This is a genomic window from Catellatospora sp. KI3 (assembly GCF_029948125.1).
Lineage (GTDB): Bacteria > Actinomycetota > Actinomycetes > Mycobacteriales > Micromonosporaceae > Catellatospora.
The window spans coordinates 16604-35681 of sequence record NZ_JASAMB010000028.1 but is presented as its reverse complement, the minus strand read 5'-3'; the positions used below and the strand labels follow the sequence as shown (position 1 = coordinate 35681).

17 protein-coding genes and 1 tRNA gene are annotated in these 19078 nt (G+C 72.1%); 6 read left to right on the top strand and 12 right to left on the bottom strand.

All coding sequences use genetic code 11. The annotated features are described in order from the left end of the window. The first annotated feature begins 75 nt into the window (after positions 1-75). The 3 genes from QEZ54_RS31595 (at position 76) to QEZ54_RS31585 (ending at position 2406) form a co-directional block, all read left to right on the top strand. Positions 76-864 (top strand): class III extradiol ring-cleavage dioxygenase, encoded by a 789-nt coding sequence (locus QEZ54_RS31595; RefSeq protein ID WP_281308411.1) that lies wholly within the window; start codon positions 76-78, stop codon positions 862-864. Positions 865-928: 64 nt separating this feature from the next. Further along, positions 929-1672 carry a tyrosine-protein phosphatase gene (locus QEZ54_RS31590; protein WP_281308410.1) on the top strand — a complete coding sequence of 248 codons (744 nt, stop codon included), beginning with the start codon at positions 929-931 and terminating at the stop codon, positions 1670-1672. Further along, the gene (locus QEZ54_RS31585) at positions 1669-2406 is read left to right on the top strand and encodes a tyrosine-protein phosphatase (RefSeq protein WP_281308409.1); all 738 of its coding nucleotides are present in this window, start codon (positions 1669-1671) and stop codon (positions 2404-2406) included. Before QEZ54_RS31590 ends, QEZ54_RS31585 begins: the two co-directional genes overlap by 4 nt. A gap of 57 nt (positions 2407-2463) precedes the next feature. Here QEZ54_RS31585 and QEZ54_RS31580 read toward each other — a convergent pair whose 3' ends face one another. Both QEZ54_RS31580 and QEZ54_RS31575 read right to left on the bottom strand, forming a co-directional pair. Then, the gene (locus QEZ54_RS31580; protein WP_281308408.1) at positions 2464-3315 is read right to left on the bottom strand and encodes a hypothetical protein; all 852 of its coding nucleotides are present in this window, start codon (positions 3313-3315) and stop codon (positions 2464-2466) included. Further along, entirely contained in the window at positions 3315-4076 is a 762-nt protein-coding gene (locus QEZ54_RS31575) for a VOC family protein (RefSeq protein WP_281308407.1), read from the bottom strand. Before QEZ54_RS31575 ends, QEZ54_RS31580 begins: the two co-directional genes overlap by 1 nt. A gap of 137 nt (positions 4077-4213) precedes the next feature. On the opposite strand from QEZ54_RS31575, the gene QEZ54_RS31570 reads away from it, so the two are divergent. Further along, a complete protein-coding gene (locus tag QEZ54_RS31570; RefSeq protein WP_281308406.1) occupies positions 4214-4864 on the top strand; it encodes a hypothetical protein in 651 nt (216 codons plus the stop codon). 82 nt (positions 4865-4946) lie between these two features. On the opposite strand, the gene QEZ54_RS31565 is transcribed toward QEZ54_RS31570, so the two are convergent. Together QEZ54_RS31565 and QEZ54_RS31560 are read right to left on the bottom strand one after the other, a co-directional pair. Beyond that, a complete protein-coding gene (locus QEZ54_RS31565; RefSeq protein ID WP_281308405.1) occupies positions 4947-5813 on the bottom strand; it encodes an oxygenase MpaB family protein in 867 nt (288 codons plus the stop codon). A gap of 68 nt (positions 5814-5881) precedes the next feature. Beyond that, positions 5882-7324, bottom strand: a complete 1443-nt coding sequence (locus QEZ54_RS31560) for an alpha-amylase family protein (protein ID WP_281308404.1) — start codon at positions 7322-7324, stop codon at positions 5882-5884. Positions 7325-7673: 349 nt separating this feature from the next. On the opposite strand from QEZ54_RS31560, the gene QEZ54_RS31555 reads away from it, so the two are divergent. Continuing rightward, positions 7674-8117 carry a MarR family transcriptional regulator gene (locus QEZ54_RS31555; RefSeq protein WP_281308403.1) on the top strand — a complete coding sequence of 148 codons (444 nt, stop codon included), beginning with the start codon at positions 7674-7676 and terminating at the stop codon, positions 8115-8117. Between the two features lie 166 nt (positions 8118-8283). On the opposite strand, the gene QEZ54_RS31550 is transcribed toward QEZ54_RS31555, so the two are convergent. From QEZ54_RS31550 to QEZ54_RS31530, 5 genes are all read right to left on the bottom strand, one after another. Beyond that, positions 8284-9018, bottom strand: coding sequence for a polyprenol monophosphomannose synthase (locus QEZ54_RS31550; RefSeq protein ID WP_281308402.1), 735 nt, complete (start codon positions 9016-9018; stop codon positions 8284-8286). Between the two features lie 37 nt (positions 9019-9055). After that, a tRNA-Val gene (locus tag QEZ54_RS31545) sits at positions 9056-9127 on the bottom strand. A gap of 82 nt (positions 9128-9209) precedes the next feature. Beyond that, positions 9210-9665: a peroxiredoxin gene (locus QEZ54_RS31540; RefSeq protein ID WP_281308401.1), complete on the bottom strand. Its 456-nt coding sequence runs from the start codon at positions 9663-9665 to the stop codon at positions 9210-9212. 137 nt (positions 9666-9802) lie between these two features. Beyond that, complete coding sequence (locus QEZ54_RS31535) at positions 9803-10246, bottom strand: DUF3052 domain-containing protein (RefSeq protein ID WP_281308400.1); 444 nt, start codon at positions 10244-10246, stop codon at positions 9803-9805. A gap of 215 nt (positions 10247-10461) precedes the next feature. Continuing rightward, entirely contained in the window at positions 10462-12783 is a 2322-nt protein-coding gene (locus tag QEZ54_RS31530; protein WP_281308399.1) for a thiamine pyrophosphate-dependent enzyme, read from the bottom strand. Positions 12784-12885: 102 nt separating this feature from the next. Here QEZ54_RS31530 and QEZ54_RS31525 point away from each other — a divergent pair, with 102 nt between their 5' ends. Further along, positions 12886-13791 (top strand): metallophosphoesterase, encoded by a 906-nt coding sequence (locus QEZ54_RS31525; RefSeq protein ID WP_281308398.1) that lies wholly within the window; start codon positions 12886-12888, stop codon positions 13789-13791. A gap of 154 nt (positions 13792-13945) precedes the next feature. On the opposite strand, the gene QEZ54_RS31520 is transcribed toward QEZ54_RS31525, so the two are convergent. From QEZ54_RS31520 to QEZ54_RS31510, 3 genes are all read right to left on the bottom strand, one after another. Further along, entirely contained in the window at positions 13946-15520 is a 1575-nt protein-coding gene (locus QEZ54_RS31520) for a mucoidy inhibitor MuiA family protein (RefSeq protein WP_281308397.1), read from the bottom strand. Between the two features lie 135 nt (positions 15521-15655). Then, positions 15656-18190 (bottom strand): glycoside hydrolase family 9 protein, encoded by a 2535-nt coding sequence (locus QEZ54_RS31515; RefSeq protein ID WP_281308452.1) that lies wholly within the window; start codon positions 18188-18190, stop codon positions 15656-15658. A gap of 340 nt (positions 18191-18530) precedes the next feature. Beyond that, positions 18531-18935: a YjbQ family protein gene (locus QEZ54_RS31510; protein WP_281308396.1), complete on the bottom strand. Its 405-nt coding sequence runs from the start codon at positions 18933-18935 to the stop codon at positions 18531-18533. Positions 18936-19078 lie beyond the last annotated feature (143 nt).

Here is a 19078-nt window from a genome sequence, read left to right as displayed (position 1 = left end):
GCCCCGACCGAGAGATTCGGCAGGTCGGAGGCCGGGCGGGTGCGGATAGTTGAATGCTCAAGTATCATGGTCGGCGTGACTACCCGGATGCCCGCCCTCTACCTCAGCCATGGCGCTCCGCCGCTGGCGGACGACCCGCTCTGGACCCGCCAGCTGGCCGACTGGTCCGCCGGGCTGCCCCGCCCCACCGCGATCCTGATGATCTCGGCGCACTGGGAGAACGCCCCGCTGGCCCTCGGCGCGACCGAGACCGTCCCGCTGGTGTACGACTTCGGCGGCTTCGAACGCCGCTACTACGAGGTCACCTACCCCGCGCCGGGCGCGCCCGAGCTGGCCGCCAAGGTGCGCGGCCTGCTGCGCGCCCCCGGCCGCCCGGTCGTCGACGTGCCCGACCGCGGCCTCGACCACGGCGCGTACGTGCCGCTCAAGGAGATGTACCCGGACGCCGACGTCCCGGTGCTGCAGCTGTCCATGCCGACCCTGGACCCGCGCACGCTGATGGAGGTCGGGCGGCGGCTCGCCCCGCTGCGCGACGAGGGCGTGCTCATCGTGGGCTCCGGCTTCTTCACGCACAACCTGCGCGCCGCGATGCCGTACGCGTTCCTCGGCGCCGACGCCCCGGTGCAGGGCTGGTCCGCCGAGTTCGACGACTGGGGCGCCCGCGCCCTGGCCGAGCGCGACATCGACGGCCTGCTCGACTTCCTGCACGCCGCGCCGTCGGGCCGGATGGCGCACCCGCGCACCGAGCACTTCGCGCCGCTGTTCGTGACCCTGGGCGCCGGCGAGTCCGACCTGGACCGGCGCCGCAGCGTCATCGACGGGTTCTGGATGGGGCTGGCCAAGCGGTCCATCCAGCTCGGCTGACCCGGCGGGGCGTCGAGGCGGGCGGCGGTGGAGCGGAGCTCGGTGCGGACACTACGGTAGGGGCGTGACGATCGTGCCCGACCGCAGCATCATGTTCACCGCCGTCTTCAACTTCCGTGATCTGGGCGGGCTGCCCGCCGCCGACGGGGCCGTGGTCCGGTCGGGCACCGTGTACCGGTCGGACAACCTGAGCCGCCTGGTGGAGGCCGACCGGGACTCGTTCGGGGCGCTGCGCGTCCGCACCGTGATCGACCTGCGCCGCCCCACCGAGGTCGCCTCCTACGGGCGGGTGCCGGAGTGGACCGGGGTGGTGTGGCGGCACAACCACCTGGAGCACCCGCTGTGGGATCACAGCACCTACACCGCCGAGACGGGCGTGGCCCGCTGGCTGGCCGAACGCTACCTGGAGCTGGCCCACCACGGGCGGGCCGACATCGCCCGGGTGATCGGGATGCTCACCGACGCAGACAACGGACCGACCGTGGTGCACTGCCTGGCGGGCAAGGACCGCACCGGCCTGATCGTCGCGCTCACGCTGGACCTGCTCGGGGTCGCCGACGAGGAGATCGCCCAGGACTACGCGCTGACCGGCCGCAGCGAGGCCGCGTTCACCCGCTGGTTCATCCAGACCCACCCCGACCAGGCGAACGTGCCGACCCCGGTGGTCTACCAGCAGACCCCGGCCGAGGCGATGCTGCTCACGCTGCGCGAGCTGCGGCAGCGGTACGGGTCGGTGCAGGAGTACCTGGTCGGCTCCGGGCTGCACCGGGAGCGGATCGGCATGCTGCGCGAGCGGCTGCTGCGTTGAGCGCCGGGATGCTGGACTTCGCGGGCACCGTCTTCAACTTCCGCGACGCGGGCGGGGTGGCCACCACCGACGGCGCGGCGGTGCGGTCGGGGCTGCTCTACCGCTCCGACGCGCTGTGCGACCTGGCCGAGTCCGACCGGGCGGCGTATGCGGCGCTGGGCATCCGTACCGTCATCGACCTGCGCAAGCAGGTGGAGCTGGACCGCTACGGCCGGGCGCCGCAGTGGTCGTGCGAGCGCTGGCACAACGTGCCGCTGAACAACCCCATGTGGCGGCACGAGGACTACTCCCCGGCCGACGGCGTGGCCGCGTTCCTGACCGAGCGCTACCACGAGGCGGCGGTGCACGCCGCCGCCGACATCGCGACCGCGGTGCGGATCCTGGCCGACCCCGACTGCGGCCCGGCGGTGGTGCACTGCTGGGGCGGCCGCGACCGCACCGGCGTCGTGGTCGCCCTGGTGCTGGCGCTGTGCGGGGTCGCCGACGCCGACATCGCCGCCGACTACCACCGCACCGAGCAGGGCACCGCCCGGTTCCTGGCCTGGCGCGACCGGCACCGGCCCGGCAAGCTGCCGCTGGAGCCGTACCTGGCCAGCACCCCCGCCGAGGCGATGCTGGTGTTCCTCGCCGACCTGCGCCGGCTCCACGGCTCGATCGAGGCCTACCTGCTCAGCTCGGGCCTGACCTCCGCCGAGATCACCGCCCTGCGCACCCGCCTGCGCACCGCCGCCTGAGAGGTTGGGAAGGGGCCCTTCCACCTCGCAAAGCGATAAGAAGGGCCCCTTCCTTGCTCAAGCCAGGTGGGTGAGGGCGGCGCGGCGGGCGGGGTCGGTGGCGAACGACGGGTCGCACCCGGGCAGCAGCTCCAGCGCCGTCCGGGCCGGTGCGGCCGCGTCGTCCGGGCGACCCGCTGCGGCGTACGACAGAGCCAGCTCCTCGAACAGCCAGCCGTCCGGTGCCGCGGACTCGGCCACGGCCAGCTCCAGCTCCGGCAGCGCCTCGGCGGGCCGGTCCAGCAGGCGCAGCGCCCTGGCCACGGCGTACCGCGCGATCGGCACCTGGGCGGGCTGGTCGGGGTGGGCCTGGCGCACCGCGAGCGCCTGCCGGAACGCCGCCAGCGCCGGTTCGGGCTCACCGCCGTCCAGCAGGTCCCAGCCCAGGTTGTTGAGCAGCGAGCCCTGCCAGCGGCGCACCTCCGGGTCGGCCGAGGACCGGGCCAGCTCCAGCGCCGTCCCGGTCCACGCGCGCCGGTCCGCGCCCTCGGGCTGCGCCAGCGCGACCATGTGGGCCGCGTCGACCGCCACGAACTCGGCGGACGGGTCGGTGCCGGCGCGGGCGGCCTCGTACGCGGCCAGGAACAGCGGCAGCGCCGCGGCGGCGTCCCCGCCGCTGCGCCGCAGCCGCCCGCGCTCCAGCAGCGCCCGGGCCCGCACCACCGGCACCGACCCGGCCAGCAGCTCCGCCCGGTCCAGCAGCCCGTCCCCGGCACCGAACTCGCCGCGCAGCCCGTGCACCCGCGCGAGCTGCGTCAGCACCTCGGCCCGGCCGGTGTCGCCCGGCTCGGCCTCCAGCCGGGCCGACAGCCGCCGCCAGGTCGTGTCGAGATCGGCGAAGTCCCACAGCCCCCGCAGCCGGTCGCCCATCAGCGGCCCATCGTCTCCAGCACCAGCTCCGACAGCTCGATGATCGCGAACATGCCGCCCTGTGGATCGCTGAGCATCGCGTAGTTGCCCACCGGCATCTCCAGCGGCCCGGTCAGCACCCGGCCGCCCAGCTCCTCGCAGCGGGCGACCGCGCGGGCGCAGTCGCTGACCTCGAAGGTGACCCGCCAGTGCGCGGGCGCGTCCAGCGGGTAGCGACCGTCCATCACCGACAGCCCGCCGACCGTCCGGCTCTCCACCAGCCACTCGATGTACGGCACACCCTCGACGATCTCGCCCTTGCGCTCGTACCAGTTGAACGCCTTGCCGTAGAACGACACCGCCGCGCTCTCGTCGCGCGCGACGACCTCGGCCCAGCACTGGGTGTCCGGCTCGTTGGCGAGCTCGGCACCGGCGAAGGCGCCCTTCTGCCAGAGCCCGAAAACCGCGCCCTCGGCGTCGGCGCACAGCGCTGCGCGGCCGCGCGGCCCGAAGTCGGTGGGCGGCATCAGCACGGTCCCGCCGGCACCGGCCACCGTCTGCGCCGCGTCGTCGACGCTGGGCACCGAGATGTACTCGAGCCAGGCGGAGGGCCGTCCGGGCACACCCGGTCTGATCCCCGCCACAGCCCGGCCGTCCAGCGAGAACACCTCCCCCGGCTCCCACCCGAACATGGCCGCGTAGAACGCCGTCGCCCCGGCGACGTCGGCTGCGGCGTACTCCGCCCAGCACGGCGTGGCAGGCGCGTATCCCCTAACTCGCATGTCGACACCTTAGGGCTAGATCGGCTCCGCGGCGAGAGGTCCGCCGCGCCACCGTTACCCCGCCGTTCGGCCAGGTGTAGTGTCGAGGGGGTCGATCGGTCCATGCGCGAACGTCACTGTCGCGCGATGATGTGGCCATGCTCCAGGATCGATCCGTCGTGGCGGGCCTCAACACCGCGCTGAACGAGGCCGACGTGGTCGGGCTGCGCGTCTACTGGCCCGGCCGCACGGTGCGGCTGCTCCTGCACGTGCTCGCACTGCCGGAGGAGGGCCCCGCCGACCCCGACACCCGCCGCGCCCTCATCTTCACCGGCGTCTCGCAGGTGCGCGTGCTGCTGCGCACCGACCGCAGCAACAGCCGCGACTACGGCCGGGCGATCACGCTGGCCGACGCCGACGACGCGGACCGGTTCCTGGCCTCGGTCGGCTGGTCCAACCCGATGTACGGCTGGACCTTCGTCGACGACCCGCAGCTCACCCACGACTGGCCCGAGGAGCTCAGCTTCACCCTGACCTCCCCCAACGGCCCCGCCGACGGCCCCGACACGCACACCCTGTACTGGTTCTGCGAGTGCGGCCGCGCCGAGCCCGGCGGCGACGTCGGCTACTGCATCGAGGGCGACATCCGCTTCGAACGGCTCGAGGTCGAGCGCGCCGACGGCTCCCCCGTCCCCCTGACCGCCTTCATCGCCGAGGGCATCCGCTGGTGGGAGGCCTTCAACGCCGCCGACCCCCGAGTCTCCCCCACCGCCCAGCAATCCCAGCCCCCCTCCCCCGCCTGGACCTGAGGCAAGGAAGGGACCCTTCTTATCGCATTCCGCAGTAGAAGGGCCCCTTCTTAACGGTGGTGGCGGGCGGGGCGGCGGGTGGTCACGTCGCGGACGCGGCGGCGGCCGCCCGGCGCAGCGCGTCACGGTAGATGGGGCCGCGCAGGAGGCGCTGGGGCAGGGCGTTGGCGGCCAGGCGCAGGGCGCGGACCGAGATCGAGGCGGAGACGTCCGTGGTGGGCAGGGCGATGCTGCCGTAGATGCGGCGGGCCCACGGTGGCTGCAGGGCGAACGCGGTCGCCGCGACGCCGGTGTACAGCAGCCGGGCCGGGGTCAGGCCCAGGTGCCAGGGCAGCGGCGGGATCATCAGGAAGCGCAGCGTGTCCGCGCACTCCCTGGTCATCCTCAGGGCCGGGCGCATGGACCGGTAGTAGGCGGCCACCTCGGCGGCGGTGCCCGGGACGGTGTCCGGGTCGAGTCCGATCAGCGCGGCTGCCGCCCGCTGCTCGGTGTAGTAGCGGTCCACCTCGGCCTCGGTCAGCTCCAACCCGGCCCGCCGGGCGGTGCCCACGAACGACTCCACCTCGGTCACGTGCACCCAGCGCAGCAGCTCCGGCTCGTCGATGCGGAACCGCTCACCGGTACGCGGATCGACCGCCCGCATCCGCGCGTGCAGCCCTCGCACCCGCCGCCCGGCCGCCCTGGCCTGCGCGGTGGTCCCGAAGATCACAGTGCCGACGTACTGCGCGGTGCGGATCAGGCGGCCCCACGGGTCGGTCTTGTAGTTCGAGTTCTGCACCACCCCGGCGATCGCGCGCGGGTGCAGGGCCTGGAGGAACAGGGAGCGTACGCCCGCGACGTACAGGATCGGCTCGGCGTGCACGCGCCAGGTGACCGAATCCGGCCCGAACAGGCCCACGTCGCAGCTCTCGTCCACGGCGGGGCGCAGGCCCGTGCTGACGGCGCTCATCACCCCAGAGTGCCACGCGCCCCGGCCGGGGAGAGCCGGGGCGCGTGTTCGTACCGTTATCGGAGGTTCTATCCGATCTTCGCGCCGACGTGGATCGCGATCGCGTCGTGTGCGGCGACGTTGGCGACGAACCAGCCGTTCGCGTCGACCGTGATCACCGGGCCGGTGCAGGCGCTGCCCGTGTAGTCGCCGTGGATGACGTCGCAGTAGCGTCCGGCGGGCACGTTCGTGTGGTACGAGCGCCCGTTGACCGCGCCGTCCTCGTCGTTGATGGTCAGGTAGCCCTTGCCGTTGCGACCGAACGCGATGTGGTTGCTGCCGTTGTCGTACCAGTTGACGACGGTGGTGCCCTTGACCGCGTTGTGGAAGGCGACCATGTTCGCGATGACCTGCCAGCGGTGCTCGCAGCGCCAGCCGCCGGTGAAGCAGGTCGAGTTGTTCGTCTTGCCGGCGCTGTTGGACGGCGGACCCTGGTCGCGGTTGCTGAACTCGTAGCTGCTCATCACCGCGGGCGAGCCGTACGGCCAGGCCAGCATGAACGCGTTGGCCAGCGCGTAGATCCCGTTGTCCTTGTAGGTGAGGATGTCGCCGCCGTCGCGCTGGGTGTCGTGGTTGTCGGTGAACACGACCGCCTTGGACGTGGAGATGTAGCCCCACGGCTCGCCGAAGTTGTTCAGGTAGGCCAGCTTCTCGTACCGGAACACCCGGCCCAGGTCCTTGCCGTACCGGAACTCGTGCACGTCGCCGTTGCCGGTGTACTCGGTCGGCAGGATCGGCTCACCGGCCCCGAAGATGACCTCCTGCACGATGTACGCGCTGCGCGACAGCTTGGCCTTGATGGCGGCGATGTCGGCGGCGGGCATGTGCTTGCTGGCGTCCAGCCGGAACCCGTCCACGCCGAGGGTGAGCAGGTCGTTGAGGTAACCGGCGATCTTCGTGCGGACGTAGTCGCTCTCGGTCTTGAGGTCGGCCAGGTTGGCCAGCTCGCAGTTCTGCACCTCGTACCGGTCGTTGTAGTTGACGATGTCGTCGTTGCCGTTGCGCCCGCAGTGGTGGAAGTCCTGCGTCTGGTAGATGCCCGGGTATGTGTACGAGGTGTAGGTCGAGCCCGCCCAGCCGGTGCCCGAGCCGACGCCGGTCATGTGGTTGACCACGGCGTCGACGATCACCTTCACGCCCGCGTTGTGGCAGGTGGTGACCATCGACTGGAACTGGGCCCGGGTGCCCTTGCGGGATTCGATCTTGTAGCTGACCGGCTGGTACGCCACCCACCACTGCTGGCCGGTCGCGTGCTCCTGGGGCGGGGAGACCTGCACGTAGCCGTAGCCGCGCGGGCCGAGGAAGTTGGTGCACTCGGCGGCGACCGAAGGCCAGTTCCACTCGAAGAGCTGGACGATCACGTCCTTGGTGCCGGAGGGGGCGGCCGCGGCGGGGGCGCTGGTGACGCCGGTGACGGCAGTCGCGGCCAGGACCGCCGACAGCGCCAGAGGGAGGAGCCTGCGTCGTCTCATGGGGACACTCCATACACGATGGAAACCTCGCTGAAATCTTTCAGCAAAGTTACAATCGGCTTGCCGCCCGGTCAACGTGTGAATATCGAACTGGCACGCCAAAGCAGATGAAAGACCTTTCACTACTCCACTGCGCCACGGCCCCCGCCACACCCCCGGCCTTTCATGGACGCCGGCCCATTACATCGACTGGATCGAGATCAAACTCGACGCGATAGGCCAACGTCTATGAAAAGCCGAGGGTGGGGCGGGTGGTGCCGGGGTGGTGCCGCGGGGTGGTGCCGCTGTCGGCGCGGCGCGCGGGTTTAGCTGTCGTGACAGCAACAGTTGTGACAGCTAAAGTGACGGTATGGACAAACCCATGCCCGACTTCGCCGCGCTCGGTGGCGGCTCCATGCTGCACCAGGTCTCCCGGGAGCTCACCAACCTGCTGGACCGCCAGCTGGCGCAGCACGACCTGACCACCCAGCAGGCGGCCCTGCTCACGCACGCCGCCGGCGGCCCGGTCACGCCGAGCAGCCTGCGCGAGGACCTGGGCACCGACACCGCGGGCATGACCCGGCTGGTCGACCGGCTGGAAGGCAAGGGCCTGCTGCGCCGCGCCCCGCACGTGGCAGACCGCCGGGCGGTGGTCATCGAGCTGACCCCGGCCGGACGCGCGCTGCTGCCGCACGTGCCACCGATCTTCGCCCGCACCGTCGGCCGGATGTTCGCCGACTTCTCCCCCGCCGAGCTGACCCAGTTCAACGCCCTGCTCCGCCGCGCCCACACCAACCTCACCGCCACACCCTGACGCACCCCACGCGCCCCGACGCGCCCGCGCCCGCGCCCGCGCCGGAGGGTGCAGTTTCGGGGAAAGTGCAGCAATCGCGGCCAAGATTCGTGCACTTTCCCCGAAACCGCACGCCGAAACAGGAGCGCCCCCACCCGAACGGGGTGGGGGCGCGGGGCGGGACCGGTCAGTGGGGGTTCTTGCCGAAGCGGAGCTTCCAGGGGACCATCGCGGACTCGACCTGGACGCCGAGGCTCATCTTGGAGACGCCCTCGGCGCGCTCCTCGAACTTGATCGGCACCTCGGCGATGCGCATGCCCTGCCGCACGACGCGGTAGTTCATCTCCACCTGGAACGCGTAGCCGTTGCTCTGCACCGACGCGACGTCGATCGCGCGCAGGGTGTCGGCGTGCCACGCCTTGAAGCCCGCGGTGGCGTCCTTGACCTTGAGCTGCAGGATCGCGTTCACGTAGAAGTTGGCCCAGGCCGACAGCGCCTTGCGGTGCCAGGGCCAGTCGCTGGCCAGCGCGCCGCCGGGGACGTAGCGCGAGCCGAGCACGACCGCCGCGTCGGTATGGGCGAGCTTGTCCAGCATGCCGGGGATGGCCGAGGTCGGGTGGGACAGGTCGGCGTCCATCTGGATCACGATGTCGGCGCCCTCGTCCAGCGCGCGCGTCATGCCCGCCACATACGCCCGGCCGAGGCCGTTCTTCTCGGTGCGGTGCAGCACGCTGACCGGGATCGGCCCGTCCACGGCGAGCTTGTCCGCGACCTCGCCGGTGCCGTCCGGCGAGTTGTCGTCGACGACCAGGACACCCAGGTTCGGGATCTTCAGCGCCGCGAGCAGCTCGACCAACTTGGGCAGGTTGTCCCGCTCGTTGAACGTCGGCACGACGACGGTGGTCTTCGGAGCGCTGGACATGATCACCTTTGGGTTTGGCCGGAATCGGCACGTGAAGTGGGCGCGGCAGGGTTCGAACCTGCGACCCTCCGCTTGTAAGGCGGATGCTCTCCCGCTGAGCTACGCGCCCGGTGGGCAGGCGCCCGCACGGAACCCGGACATCCTACCTGATGGTGCGCCGGAATCTCGAAACCCCGGCGCACCGGAGGAGATCACAGCGCGGCGAGGGCCTTGCGCCAGCCGTCCTGATCGCGCGCCTCGCCGGGCAGGTTCATCTCGGCGTACTGGACGACGCCCTCGCGGTCGATCACGAAGGTGCCCCGGTTGGCGAACCCGCGCTCGTCGTTGAAGACCCCGTACGCCTGGGCCGTCTCGCCGTGCGGCCAGAAGTCGGCCAGCAGCGGGAAGTCGTAACCCTGCTGGTCGGCCCATACTTTGTGGGCGAAGACGGAGTCGACGCTGACCGACAGCACCTGGGTCGTGTCGTTGGCGAAGTCGCCGATGTTGTCGCGGACCGAGCAGAGCTCGCCCTGGCAGATGCCGGTGAAGGCGAGCGGGTAGAAGACCAGCAGCACGTTCTTGGCGCCCCGGAAGTCCGACAGCCGCACTTCCTGGTTGTTCTGGTCCTTCAGCACGAAGTCCGGTGCCTGCGTCCCGACCTCGATCATGGTGTCTCCCCCTGAAGCCGCGGCGACTGCTGCCTCGGGCGCGGGCAGAGCCGCCCGCCGACCGCGCCGCCCATGATGATCGCAGGCGTGGCTGGCGGCCTGCCGGGTGGGGCAGGCCGCTGCGACGGCGGCCGACGTCAGCGCTTGGGGGCGCGCGCCGCCTTCGGTGCCACCAACCGCGCCGCGCTCCAGTCCTTGCCGGCGCTGAGGGTGGAAGTCTGGGTGAGCCCGGCGGTGGGTGCCGCCTCGGCGATCTCGCTCGGCTCGACGTGTCCGGGCCGGCCCGACTTGGGCGTCAGCAGCCACACCACGCCGCTCTCGGCGAGTGGGGCGATGGCGTCGACGAGCAGGTCGACCAGGTCCCCGTCGTCCTCGCGGTACCACACCAGCACCGCGTCGACGACCTCGTCGGTGTCCTCGTCCACCAAATCTGATCCGCATGCCTCGGCCAGGGCGTCACGGAGCTCGAAGTCGACGTCGTCGTCGTACCCCATCTCCATGACCACCATGTCCGGCTCGATACCGAACCGGTCCGCCAGGCTGCGTACGCCCTCGGCGGCCTGACCAGCGGTCGCGCTCACTGTCGCGTGCCTCCTCTTCCGTTCGCGCACGCCCGCCCCGTGGCGGGTTCACGTGCCCTTCGCGTTCTGTTGCCATTGTCGTCGGCGTCACAGCCGACTGCCGGTAGTCCACACAGTTCTAGCCCCCAGCGCAAGTGGCACACCGCGCGGGTCCCGAAAAAGGCCCGCACACACCCCCTGCGACCGGCCGCCGACCGCATCGGCGAAGAAGCCCGCTACGCGGCGAGCAGCGCCCTGGCGGCCCGTTCGATGGCGTCCTCGCCGACCAGGACGTGGTCTGCGGCCGGGCCCAGGGGCAGGAAGGTGTCCACGGCGGCGATGCGCCGGGCGAGGCCGACGTACCCGGCGTCGACCAGGGTGGCCAGCACGCCCTCGGCGACGCCGCCGGTGCGGCGGGTCTCGTCGACGACCAGCACCCGGCCGGTCGCGGCGGCCTCGCGGACGATGTCGGCGACCGGCAGCGGGGCCAGCCAGCGCAGGTCCACGACGCGGCAGCCGTGGCCCGCCTCGGCCAGCCGGGCCGCGACCCGCAGCGACATGCGTACGCCGTTGCCGAAGGTGATGATGGTCAGCTCGTCGGTGCTGCCGAAGCTGTAGCCGCGGGCGCGGCCGACGGGCACGTGCGTGTCGCCCCAGCGCGCGGGCGGGGCGTAGGGCGCGGTCCAGCCGCCGTCGCCGTCGTGGTGCAGGTCACGCGTGTGGTACAGCGCGATCGGCTCCAGGAACACGCTGACCGTCCCGTCGACCTCGGCCGCGGCGACGCAGGTGCGCAGCATCGCGGCGGCGTCGTCGGGTCGGGCCGGGGCGGCCACGACCAGACCGGGGATGTCGCGCAGGACGGCCACCGAGTGGTCGTTGTGGAAGTGCCCGCCGAAGCCCTTCTGGTACGCCAGCCCGGCGATGCGGACCACCATCGGGTTGCGGTACGCCCCCTGCGAGAAGAACCGCATGCTGGCCGCCTCGCCGCGCAGCTGGTCCTCGGCGTTGTGCAGGTACGCCAGGTACTGGATCTCCGGGATCGGCAGCATCCCGCCCAGCCCGGCGCCCAGCCCGAGGCCGAGGATGGACGTCTCGTCGAGCAGCGTGTCGAAGACCCGGGCCGGGCCGAAGCGGTCGCGCAGCCCCTTGGTCACCCCGTACACGCCGCCCTTGCGGGCCACGTCCTCGCCGAACACCAGCGCCTGCGGGTACGCCAGCAGCAGGTCGGCCAGCGTGGCGTTGATCGCCTGGGCCAGGGTCTGCGCCCCGCCGCGCTCGGGCGGCGTACCGCCGAAGCTCTCGGCGCGGGCGGCCAGCAGCGCCCCCGCCGCCCGTTCACCCGCCCGGGTGACGCTGCGGGCCACCCGCAGCGGGCGGCGCGGCGCCAGCGGGGCGACCACCTCGGCCGCCGAGGCCAGCTTCGGCTCCTCGCGCACCTGGGCGGCGGCGTGCCGCACCCGCCAGCCGAGCTCGTCGTAGCGGCTGAGCAGCTCCGGTGCGGTGGCCTGGCCGGAGTCGATGAGCAGTCGGGCGGTGCGCAGCAGCGGGTCCAGCGCCAGGTCGTGCTCGATCTCGGCCGGGGCGCGGTAGGCCAGCTCGGCGTCGGCCCCGGCGTGGCCCATCAGCCGTACCGTACGCAGGTGCAGCACGGCGGGGCGGCGGTGGCGACGGACCCAGGCCACGGCCGAGCGGGCCACCGCGTACGTCTGCGCCAGGTCGCACCCGTCGGCATGGTGGTAGCGCAGCCCGGGGCGGGCCTTCAGAGCCGCGCCGACCCAGCCGGCGGGCGAGCGGACGCTGATGCCCAGCCCGTTGTCCTCGCACACGAACAGCAGCGGCAGCCGCAGCCCGGTGAAGTCCGACCAGCCCGCGGTGTTGAACGCGGCGGCGGCGCTGGCGTGGTTGACCGAGGCGTCGCCGAACGAGCAGACCGCGATCGCGTCGCGCGGCCACGGCGGCAGCGGCGTGTCCAGCTCGGGTGCGGCGTGCCGCCCGGCCCGCAGCGCGTCCGCGCCCTGCCGGGCCCGCTCGATCGCGAACGCCAGCCCGACCGCCCGCGGCAGGTGCGAGGCGATGGTCGAGGTGGTCGGGATGATGTTCAGCTCGGTACTGCCGAAGACCTTGTGCCGCCCGCCCGCGATCGGCTCGGCGGCGCTGGCGGTGATGCCGCGCAGCACGTCGCGGATCGGGTCGACCTTGCCCTCGGCCAGCTGCCCGGCGCGGGCGCAGTAGAACGCGCCGGAGCGGTAGTGCAGCAGCGCCGGGTCGGTGGGCCGCAGCGCGGCGGCGACGGCCGCGTTGCCCTCGTGCCCGGCCGAGCCGATGGTGTAGAAGCCCGCCCCGTCGGCGCGCAGACGGCGCGCGGCCAGATCGAGGTGGCGGCTGGTGACCTGGGCGTCGAACAGCTCGCGGGCCTGGGCGGCGGTCAGCCCGCTGTCGCCGCGCACCGTCGCATGCGGATCGGCGACCGGGGTGGTGGCGGGCTGGGTGGACCAGGCTGTCAGCGCGCCGCGGAACCGTTCGTCGAGATCATGAGAGGTGCTCACGCTGCACAGCATGACCCAGGAGGGTGACAGGCAACCAGTCGGATCGCGGATCAGACACGCGTGGCGGCCTGCCGAAATACCCTTATTGTCTGGTTCCTGACGATAATCGGGCCCATGGCTAAACCATGTCTTCCGATCCTGTACTCCCTGCTCGGCGCCGGACTGCTGGCGCTCGCCGCCGTCCCGGCGGCGGCGGGGCCGGACCACGCGAAGAAGGCCGACGAGCCGGCGGTGCTCGTCGGCGCCGGCGACATCGGCAGCTGCGCCAGCGACGGCGACGAGATCACGGCCAAACTGCTCGACCGGATCCCGGGCACCGTGTTCACCCTCGGCGACAACGCGTACGTCGCGGGCACCGCCGCCCAGTTCCAGAAGTGCTACGAGCCCTACTGGGGACGGCACCGCGACCGCACCCGGCCCGCCATCGGCAACCACGACTCCCGCACCGACGAGGGCGGCCCGTACTACGACTACTTCGGCAAGGCGGCCGGGCCGGAGGGCAAGGGCTGGTACTCGTACGAGCTCAACGGCTGGCAGGTGCTGGTGCTGAACTCGACCTGCGACGTCATCGACTGCGACGACGACTCCGAGCAGCTGGAGTGGCTGGACGACGAGCTCGACGACAGCGACGCCAAGTGCCAGGTGGCGATGTTCCACCACCCGCTGTTCACCTCGGGCAGCAAGCACCACTCCGAGCCGCGGGTCAAGCCGTTCTGGGACGTGCTGCACGAGCACGGCGTGGACGTGGTGCTCAACGGCCACAACCACAACTACGAGCGGTTCGCGCCGCAGGACCCCGACGGCAAGGCCGACCCGAAGGGCATCGCCCAGTTCATCGTCGGTACGGGCGGCGGCGGGCTCAACGGCTTCGGCCGCCACCCGGCGCCGAACTCGAAGGCCCGTGACGCGAAGGACTTCGGGGTGCTCAAGCTGAGCCTGCACGAGGACAGCTACGACTGGAAGTTCGTCGCCCAGCCCGGCTCCACCTTCACCGACACCGGCACCGCCACCTGCCACTGACCACCCGCCCCACCTGCCTGACGGCGGCAGCGCCCCCGCTTCCCGCTCCGCCTTAAATCGACGCTGGCCTATCTAGAAGACGGATTCCCGAAATTCATCCTCTAGATAGGCCAGCGTCAATAGCAAGCCGGGGCGGCGCAGGCCCGGAGCGGGGTCAGTCGCGCCAGCCCGCGATCTCCACGCCCTTGGCGGACTCCACCCGGAGGCCGAACTGGATCTCCGCGGTCGTGCCGGGCTGCAGGGCCAGTTTCCAGGTGAGTACGCCCAGTTCGGAGCGCTCGGCGGGCTCGGGCTTGGCGTGCAGCTCACGTACCGTGATCTGCGGGTCGCGGGAGACCGGCAGCTGGTCCAGCACCGTCATCGAGACCGGGCGCGGGCTGTGGTTGGTGATGGTGAGCTTGTACTCGGCGTCCGTACGCCGGGTCGAGCCGAGGGTCGCCTTGCTCGCGGCCCGGCGCACCAGCTCCCGCTCCACCCGCACCCGGTCGTCGACGCCCAGGGCCAGCTCGCGCTCCTCCAGCGGCGCCCACGGCTCCAGCCGGGTCGAGCCGACGAAGTCGCCCTCGTGGAACAGCGCCGCCTGGCCGGGCGGCAGCGTGTGCCCGGAGGTGTTGCGCACCGTGGCGCGCAGGGTCGCCTCCTGGGCGCGTACCGGCGCGGTGATGTGGTCGAGGCGGGCCTCCAGGTCGAAGGTCGCGATCAGGGTGCGGTGCGCGGTGCCGTCGGCGGGCACGGCCACCGACTTGAGCGGGGTGTACGTCGCCGCGACCGGCCCCTCCTCCACCGCCGCGCTGGTCTCCCGCACCGCGGCCCGCGCCTTGGGCGCCATGGCCTGCATCGGCGGGCCGCCCGGGGCGGGGGCGGGCATCGCCGCGGCGGGCATCGGCGCCCCGGCCATCGTCATGCCGTACAGCTGCGGGGGCGCCGGGTGGAACACGTCGACGAACCACGGGTCGAGCTCGGGCACGGTCAGCGCGCCCGCCGGGCGGGCGGTGGACAGGCGCAGCCGGCACTCGGGCCAGTCCTCCCCGGTCCGCTGGGTGATCATGCCGTGCCAGGTGAGGGCGAGCCGGTCACCGGCCAGGCGCAGGTCGTACCCACTGGTCCAGCTCGCGCCCGGGACCAGGTAGGTCAGCTCGAGCTCGACCTCGCCGCCGCCCTCGTCGACCTCCAGCAGGATCTCGGCCAGCAGGCGGTCGGGGCGGGCGCTGCCGCGCAGGTCCATCAGCCGCCGCTCGACGGCCTCGCGCCGCTTGTGCAGCTCGGTGCGCTCCTGCTCGCGCAGGCGGCGGTCGCGGTGCAGCGCGGTGAGCTGCTCGTCCAGGCCGTCGGCGAACCGGGCCGCCGCGGCGACCTCGCCGGTGGCCAGGTTGCCCGCACCGCGCATCGCGAGCCGGGCCAGGAACCGCTCCCGGGACACGGCCACGGTGTCGGCGTCGAGCAGCTCGGCGACGCGCGCCTCGATCTCGCGCAGCTGCGCCTCCAGCGCCGACACGGTGGCGTCGTCGCTGGCCGCTTCGCGGCGGGTGATCACGTTGACGCCGGCGACGGCGGCCGGGCCGTGCCCGGAGACCCGGACGGAGTCGCGCAGCAGGCCCAGCGGCAGCGGTCCACAGGGGACCCGGTGCTCACCCGCGGGCAGGGTCACCGTGCCCCGGCGGGTGACCCGGGCGCGGTCGGGGAAGACCGTGACGGCCACGATCGGGGCGTCGAGGGATTCGAGGCTCATAAGCTGAGGCTACCGAAACGTGACCAGCGCTCGCGGCGCAAACAGGACCGTGCGGCGCACCGGGGCCGCAACCGGGCCGGGGCGGCCGCGCGGCTGGTGCCGCGCGACCGCCCCGGTTTCAGGCAGTGCGGTGGTTCAGGAGCAGGCGGCGCCGTTCAGGGTGAACAGGGCCGGGTTCGGGTTCGCCCCGGTGGCGGGGTTGCCGACGAAACCGAAGGTCACCGTCTGGCCGGGCGCGATGACCTTGTTGTACGCCAGGTTGCTCGCGCTGACCTGGGCACCGGACTGGGCGAACCCGGCGTCCCAGCTGCTCTTGATCGACTGGCCGCCCAGGAACGACCAGCGCAGCGTCCACCCGTTGACCGAGGTGGTGCCGGTGTTCTTGAGGGTCACCTGGGCGTTGAAGCCGTCACCCCACTGCGTGTACTTGGTGTAGGTCACCTTGCACTTGGCGGCGGCGGGGGCGGCACCGTCGCCCTGACCGGCCAGGAACGAGGCGATCCAGGCCAGCGGGGCGTTCCAGTTGATCGTCAGCTCGTTGGTCGACCACGAGTCGATCGAGTCGATGTAGCAGAACTGGCCCGTGCAGCCGGCCAGCTTCTGCTGCGCGACCGGGTCCTGGATGGACGAGTTCGGGCCACCCGACAGCGTGCCCTTGGGCGGGTTGGGCAGGTCCGGGTTGAGCGAGTGGGCGTACCAGCGGCTGTGCTGGTTGCGCGAGTTCACCTCGCCGTAGCCGGTGACATAGGACATGTTCAGGGCGTTGCGGCCCATGATGTAGTCCATGCCCCGGGCGACGCCCTCGGCGTACTTGCGCTGGCCGCTGATGTCGTACGCGGCCGCCAGCACGATCATGTTGTTCACGATCCCGCTGTTGGAGCCCCAGTCGTAGGAGTTGTTCGCCGGGGCGTACGGCACGCCGTACGGGTGGGCGACGCCGTCGGCCAGGTACTTGTCCGCGCCCGCCACGACCGAGGCGCGCACGGCGGCCCGGTTCGGCAGGGCGCTGGGCAGGGTGGCCAGGTCGATGCGGCCGAGAGCCGCCACGCCCTGCCAGCCGAAGCCGCCCGCCGACCAGATGTCGGACGTGTGCAGCGGCGAGGCGGTCACCGCGTCGCGGTACTGGTTCTCACCGGTGGTCAGGAACAGCTCCGCCGCTGCCCAGTAGAACTCGTCGGTGACGTTGACGTCGTCGTACGTGCCGCCGCCGGTGCCGTCGGAGGTGCTCGCGTAGATCGCCGGGTGGGCCAGCGCCGCCGCGTAGGCGGTCCGGGCCGCGGCCAGGCTGCGGGCGGCGAAGGCCGGGTCGTACGAGGCGTAGACGCGAGCGGCCTGCGCGGCCGTGGCGGCCAGGTTCAGCGTCGCCGCCGTCGACGGCGGGTGCAGCTCGCGCAGCTTGTCGTCGCGGTCGGGCAGCAGCGGCAGGCCGGTCCACTCACTGTCGTGGATCTTGTGGTGGGCCATGCCGGCCAGCGGGTTGCCCGCCGGCACCTGCATCTTGAGCAGGAACTCCATCTCCCAGCGGGCCTCGTCCAGGATGTCCGGGACGCCGTTGCCGCTCTCGGGCGTGTTCAGCTGCCCGTCGGTGAACGGCGCCTGGCCGCTCGCGGCGTACTTGCCCCGCTCGAACTCGTTGAGCAGCTGGAACACCGAGATGCCGCCGTTGACCACGTACTTGCCGTGGTCTCCCGCGTCGTACCAGCCGCCGGAGACGTCCAGGCGGTAGTCGCAGACGCCCGGCTGGCAGGGCACCGACACGTCACCGGTGTTCGGCGCCACGCCGACGTGCCCGGCCGCGCGGCCGTAGCCGGGGCGCAGCGCGTCGGAGATGGCGATGCCGGAGCGCTGCGGGTAGAAGAACTTCAGCGCGTCGTCGCGCAGCCCGGCGTAGAGGTCGCCGGCCAGGTCGAACGGGCGGCTGGTCTCACCGTCGGCGACCAGGGTGTAGCCGGTGCCGGCCACCGCGTACGAGCTGAAGTCGATCGACTGCACGTTCTGCCCCGAGCTGGCGTCCACCCCGCGCGGGGTGGTGCTGCCGGAGGCCACGACCGTGCCGCCGCTGTTCTTGAGCTGCCACGGCAGCGCCCCGGTGGCCTCGGTGACCACGGTGGCGCCCTTCGGGCCCTTGGTCAGGTAGCCCACCTGGTTGACCCGCACGCGCGGACCCGTGTCGGGCTGGTACACCTCGGGCGCGGCGCCGCCCTTGAGGGAGATGTCGTCCAGGCAGATCCGCCAGGGGGAGGCACTGCCACCGATCTGAAACGCCACCTGCGCGTTCGGTAGGGAGACGGGCGCGGTGAAGGTGTACGAGTAGACGGTGGCAGTGCCCGTCATCAGCGGATTCGCGGCCAGGAACTGGGTCCACGGATCCACCGGCAGCTGGATGAGCGCCTTGCCGACCTTGTCGGGGGTCGCGCTCGCCTTGAAGCTGTACTGATAGGTCTCACCGGCCACCAGCGGGACGTTGTCCTGCCCGATGATGACGTCCCACGGGTTCACGGTGCCGCCGGGGATGTCGGCGCAGAGCTGGCCGCCGCTGGAGTCGAGCGCGATGTTGCTGGTACCCCACCACGGGGCGTGCCCCGAGTCGAAGGTGCCGTTGACGATCTGCTCGGGCGGGTCGGCTGACGCACCGGCCGCGGTGAGGCTCGTGGCGACGAGCCCGGCCACCGCCGCGATGGCGATCAGAACGGGTTTGCGCACTGAGGTTCCTTTCGATGAAGCGATCGGGTGGTGCATCGAAAGAGGCACGGAATGCCGGTCCACCTGCGCTTTCACGCATGAGCAGGGTGGGAGCGCTCCCATTCGTGCGTATGAATTATTGCCGCCGCGTTTCGGCAGTGTCAATCGCCCGCCCGGCCGGGCACCCGGGAACCCGCCCGCCCACCCACCGACCCACCGGCTACTTACCCGGTTGCCCGGCAACCGGCCGTCTGCCCCGCCTCTTTCGCCCCACTGCGGGCAAGTCACCGGCCTGTCCGGGGCCACCCGCGATCACCGCGACGGCCGGTCAACCCGCGAGGAAGGAGAAGCGCACCTGCCGGGTCGGGTTGTCGCCATTGGTGTCGACCAGGCAGATCGACTGCCAGGTGCCCAGCATGATGCGGCCGCCGAGCACCGGCAGCGTCGCGTACGGCGCCACGAAGGCGGGCAGCACGTGGTCGCGCCCGTGGCCGGCGGAGCCGTGCCGGTGCCGCCAGCGGTCGTCGGCGGGCAGCACGTGCTCCAACGCCGTGAGCAGGTCGTCGTCACTGCCCGCCCCGGTCTCGATGATCGCGACCCCGGCCGTCGCGTGCGGCACGAACACATGCAGGAGCCCGTCGCCCCGGTCGGCGGTGAAAGTTTCAGCCTGGGCGGTCAGATCCACCACGCTCGGACGAGACCCGGTACGCACGGTGATCACGATGCTCTCCATGCGCACCACCGTAAACGCCCCCAGACCCCGATCAACCCCTCCCCTCCGCCCAAAGATCACCACCCCCGGCCACTACCTCCGCCCCAGCCCCCGCCAACCGCCCCAAGAACGCGATCACCGCCGGCAACAGCACCCAAGATCGC